The organism is Actinomadura sediminis, from assembly GCF_042675525.1.
GTDB lineage: Bacteria > Actinomycetota > Actinomycetes > Streptosporangiales > Streptosporangiaceae > Spirillospora > Spirillospora sediminis.
The window spans coordinates 1-4,106 of sequence record NZ_JBHTJA010000212.1 but is presented as its reverse complement, the minus strand read 5'-3'; the positions used below and the strand labels follow the sequence as shown (position 1 = coordinate 4,106).

Genomic DNA, 4,106 nt, shown 5'->3' with positions numbered 1-4,106 from the left:
GGCGGGCTCCGGCCAGCTCGGCGAACGGCCGGACGCGCGCAGCACCGCCTCCCACCCCTCGCCCGAGGCCAGCGGAAGGTGCGGGACGCCCCAGTGCCACGCCGACACCAGCAGGTCGGGATCGCGCGGCCGGTAGTCGGTGCCGAGGGCCCGGGCCATGTCCCACGCGTGCAGATGCCACTCCACGCACGCCGCGCCCGCGTGGTCGCCCACGGTGTACTTGGTGCCCCGGTAGATCAGGTGGGTGCGATCCCACATGTCCGGCATCAGGTCGGCGTACGCGCCCGCGGACACCCCGAACGCCATGATCCGTTCGGGCCCCGACTCGGGCGGCAGCACCGCCAGCTCGGCCGCGTTCTGCCGCGCCTGCTGCCGGATCAGCACGGCCGTCGCGGCCTCCTGGGCGAACAGTTTCGCGAGCCGGCTGTCCGGCGCGTCCTGCAGGTACTCCAGGAAGTTCTCGGCGACGCACCGCAGATGGCCGGCGAGATCGATCAGCTGCCAGTCCGAGCACGGCGTCGGCACGTTCCAGTCGCCGGCCCGGCCCGCCAGCTCCCGGATCGCCCGCACCCCGTCCTGATAGCACTCGAGTACGCGGCACCGGTCCGGCGGCGTGCGCTCCACGTGACTTCCCCCCGCGTCCAGAGCACCTGTGCCCTCTCCACCGGGACGTCCTCCCGCCCACGGCCGCGTACGCGCGGCGGCGGGCGGGGCGCCCCGGTGCTCCCCGAGAGGGCAGACTCTCAAAGTTCGGTGGCAGGTGCCACCCGGTGACGCCGTGTCGGCCCGCGTCCGGCCCCGCCCGCCTCTCCCCCGAGGCGGACGCCCGCGAACGCGTGCCCGCCCGCGACCGTCACGACGCGCTCGTCACGACGCGCCCATCACACAGCGCTCGTCAGACCGCGCCCATCAGACCGCGGCGGTCGGCCGGGTGCGGAAGCTCAGCCGGTGCGCCTCGCGCGCGGTGCGCAGCCGGTCGACCTCGTCGGTCCACGGACGGACGGACGCCGTCGCCCTCGCCTTCCGCGCGGCGATCTCCGCGGCGCGCTGCGCCTTGGCGTCCTGCGCGTCGGTCGCGTACGCCTTCGGGCCCATCGCGGCGCGCTCGGCGGCCTCCGCGGCGGCGAGCGCCTCGGTCAGCGCGACGTCGAAGGCGGCCGTCAGCTCCTGCAGTTCCGCCGGGGTCGCCGCGCCGCCCTGCGCTTCGCGCAGCGCCCGCTCGGCCTCGTTTGCCGCGGCGAGCCGCTCGGCGTACCCGGCGGCCAGCCGCCGGTCGGCCTCGTGCAACTCCGCGACGTCCTTGCTCACCCGGCGGCCCAGCGGCATGGTGCTCTCCCTCAAGCTCACGGTCTCCTCGATCGGCCCGGTCCGGCTGTCCGCCGATCGGGCACGTCCGATCGAGGCAAGCGTACGCGGGTGACGCGTCCATTGTGACGGGGGACACCGAAGTTCGGCCCTTTACGCAGTAAGGTAAGGTCGGCGGCCACGGGCGGCGAAGCCTCCGACCTCCGCCCGCCGGGCGTGTCCCGCCGCCGGACCCGGCCTTTACGCAGTAAGGTCACCTCATGGTCCGGCAACCTGCGATCAACGCGCGGAACCGCGCGCCGCTGTCCACCGAGCGCATCATCGAGGCCGCCCTGCAGATCGTCGACGGGCAGGGGCTCGGCCGCCTCACCATGCGCCGCCTCGGCGACGCGCTGGAGGTGGAGGCCATGGCGATCTACCACCACCTCCCCCGCGGCAAGGAGCAGCTCCTCGACGGCCTCGTCGCGCACGTCGCCGCCGCGCCCGTCTCGGCGGACGTCCCCGCCGGGCGCGCCGGGGACGCCCTGCGCGGCTGGGCGCGCGACTACCGTGCCCGGCTGCTCGAGCACGCCGGCGTCCTGCCGCTCGTCGTCACGCGCCGCAACCCCGCGGCGCTCACCGCGACGATCGCGTCCCTGCGGGAGGCGCTGCGGCTCGGCGGCGCCGCCGAGGAGGCCGCCGCCGTCACCGCGCACACCCTGCTCGGCTACGTCATCGGGCACGCCGCGCTCGAGGTGCGCGGCACCGCCGAGGACGGCGCCGACCGCGCGGTGAACTGGGACGCCCGCTTCGACGCGGGCCTCGACGTCGTCCTCGGCGGCGTCCGGTAGTCCGTCAGTCCTCGACGACGAGGATCTCCAGATGCCGGGGACCGTGCGGCCCCGGCGCCCGCACCCCCTCGACGTCGCGGGTGGCCGACGGGCCGCTGATCCAGGTCAGCGGGCGCGCCGGGTCGAGCCGCGCGACGGCCTCCGGGACCGTCCCGGCGATCTGGTCGGCGTGGACGACGCACAGGTGGTAGTCGGGCACGAGGGTCAGCGCGCGCCTGCCCTGCGCGCGGCCGCCGTCCAGCACGACCGTCCCGGTCCGCGCGACGGCCGCCGCGCAGCCCGTCACCGCGCCGTCGGACGCGGCGAGCGTCTCGGCGTCGAGGGCGGGCGCGTCGGCCAGCGCCCGCACCCCCTCCAGCTCCGCCAGCCAGCCGAACGGCAGGTCGGCCGGGACGACGATCTGCTTCGCCTCCCGCCCCCACAGCGCGGCGGCGACCGCGGTGCCGACGTCGTCGGCGGCGACGTGCCGGACCGCCGCGCGGTTCTCGGCGACCCGCTCGGTGAACAGCGCGAGGACGTCCGCGCGCGTCGCGGCCTCCTCGGCGGTGAGCCGCCGGGCGTAGCCGCGCGGCACCGGCGGGGCCGTGCCGCGTTCCCCGCCGAGGGCGTCGCGGACCCGCCGCAGGATCTCGTCGCGGGAGCTCACCGGCGCTCCCACCAGTCGCGGAAGGACCGGGCGGGCGGCGCGGGCACGTCGCGGGCCTCGGTCCACTTGCCGAGCAGGCCGGGCAGCCGGCGGACCCGGCCGCCGCGCGACAGCAGCCGCGCCCACCGGGTGCCGCGGCGGACCGCGAGGCGGTACCGGCGGGCGTCCCCCATCGTCCAGGCGAGGCCGCGCATCAGCACCAGCTCCGGCGTGGGGACGGGACGGGCGCGGCGCGACTCGACGACCGCGCCGCGCAGGTGCACCAGGACCTCCGGGATGTCGATCCTCACCGGGCACACGTCGGTGCAGGCGCCGCAGAGCGTGGACGCGAAGGGCAGCGACGCGTTCGCGGCGCTCTCGACGCCGCGCAGCTGCGGGGTGAGCATCGCGCCGACCGGCCCCGGGTACACCGGCCCGTACGGGCCGCCGCCGGTCCGTTCGTAGACGGGGCACACGTTCAGGCAGGCCGAGCAGCGGATGCAGCGCAGCGCCGCCCGGCCGACCTCGTCGGCGAGCGCGGCGGTGCGGCCGTTGTCGAGCAGGACGAGATGGAACGCGCGGGGCCCGTCGCCGCGGTGCACGCCCGTCCAGGCCGACACGTACGGGGTCATGCGGTCGCCCGTTGAGGCGCGCGGCAGGAGCTGCAGCAGCACCTCGACGTCGGTCCAGGACGGGACGACCTTGTCGATGCCCGCGACGGTGATCAGCGTGTCCGGGAGGGTGACGCACATCCGGCCCTCGCCGCCCGACTCCGCGAGCACGGCCGTCCCGGTGTCGGCCGCCAGGAACGTCGCGCCCGTGAGGGCGACGCGGGCGCCGGTGAACCGGTCGCGCAGGTGCGCGCGGGCGGCGCCGGCGAGGGCCGCCGGATCGTCGGGCAGGTCCGGCGGCGCGCCCGGCAGCGCCCGCAGGAACAGCTCCCGCACCTGGGCGCGGTCGCGGTGCAGCGCCGGGGACGCCAGGTGGGACGGCGCGTCCTCGCCGAGCCGGACGACCAGGTCGCCGAGTCCCGTCGCGCGGACGGTGACGCCCGCGCGCGCGAGCGCGTCGGGCAGGCCCGCCTCCCGGACGGTCGCCGACGGAGCCCGCAGGACCTCGCGGGCGCCGGTGGCGCGCACCAGGCCGGTGACGATCCGGCGGGCGTCGGCGGCGTCCACGGCCCAGTGGACCGTGCCACCGGCCTCGGTGACGGCGCGTTCGAGGCGCTCCAGGTGCGTGTCGAGGTCGAGGAGCGCCGCGTCCCGCAGGGCGCGCCCGGCGTCGCGCAGCACCTCCAGGGTCGCGGGTTCGGCGGCGGCCGGGGCGGCGCCGTCGCGGGCGGCGGC

At 77.3% G+C, this 4,106-nt stretch carries 5 protein-coding genes; 1 reads left to right on the top strand and 4 read right to left on the bottom strand.

Going from position 1 to position 4,106, the window contains the following annotated elements:
• Together ACFQ11_RS37235 and ACFQ11_RS37230 are read right to left on the bottom strand one after the other, a co-directional pair.
• The coding region (locus ACFQ11_RS37235) for a maleylpyruvate isomerase N-terminal domain-containing protein (protein ID WP_378307597.1) at positions 1 to 624 on the bottom strand (624 nt) is incomplete at its 3' end.
• A gap of 285 nt (positions 625 to 909) precedes the next feature.
• Positions 910 to 1,341 (bottom strand): plectin, encoded by a 432-nt coding sequence (locus ACFQ11_RS37230; RefSeq protein WP_378307595.1) that lies wholly within the window; start codon positions 1,339 to 1,341, stop codon positions 910 to 912.
• Between the two features lie 224 nt (positions 1,342 to 1,565).
• On the opposite strand from ACFQ11_RS37230, the gene ACFQ11_RS37225 reads away from it, so the two are divergent.
• Complete coding sequence (locus ACFQ11_RS37225) at positions 1,566 to 2,135, top strand: TetR/AcrR family transcriptional regulator (protein ID WP_378307593.1); 570 nt, start codon at positions 1,566 to 1,568, stop codon at positions 2,133 to 2,135.
• A gap of 4 nt (positions 2,136 to 2,139) precedes the next feature.
• Here the strand turns inward: ACFQ11_RS37225 and ACFQ11_RS37220 are convergent, their stop codons facing one another.
• Both ACFQ11_RS37220 and ACFQ11_RS37215 read right to left on the bottom strand, forming a co-directional pair.
• Positions 2,140 to 2,781, bottom strand: a complete 642-nt coding sequence (locus ACFQ11_RS37220) for a LutC/YkgG family protein (RefSeq protein ID WP_378307591.1) — start codon at positions 2,779 to 2,781, stop codon at positions 2,140 to 2,142.
• Positions 2,778 to 4,106 (bottom strand): lactate utilization protein B (locus ACFQ11_RS37215; protein WP_378307589.1); only part of this gene is annotated, 1,329 nt, incomplete at its 5' end. The genes ACFQ11_RS37220 and ACFQ11_RS37215, both read right to left, overlap by 4 nt.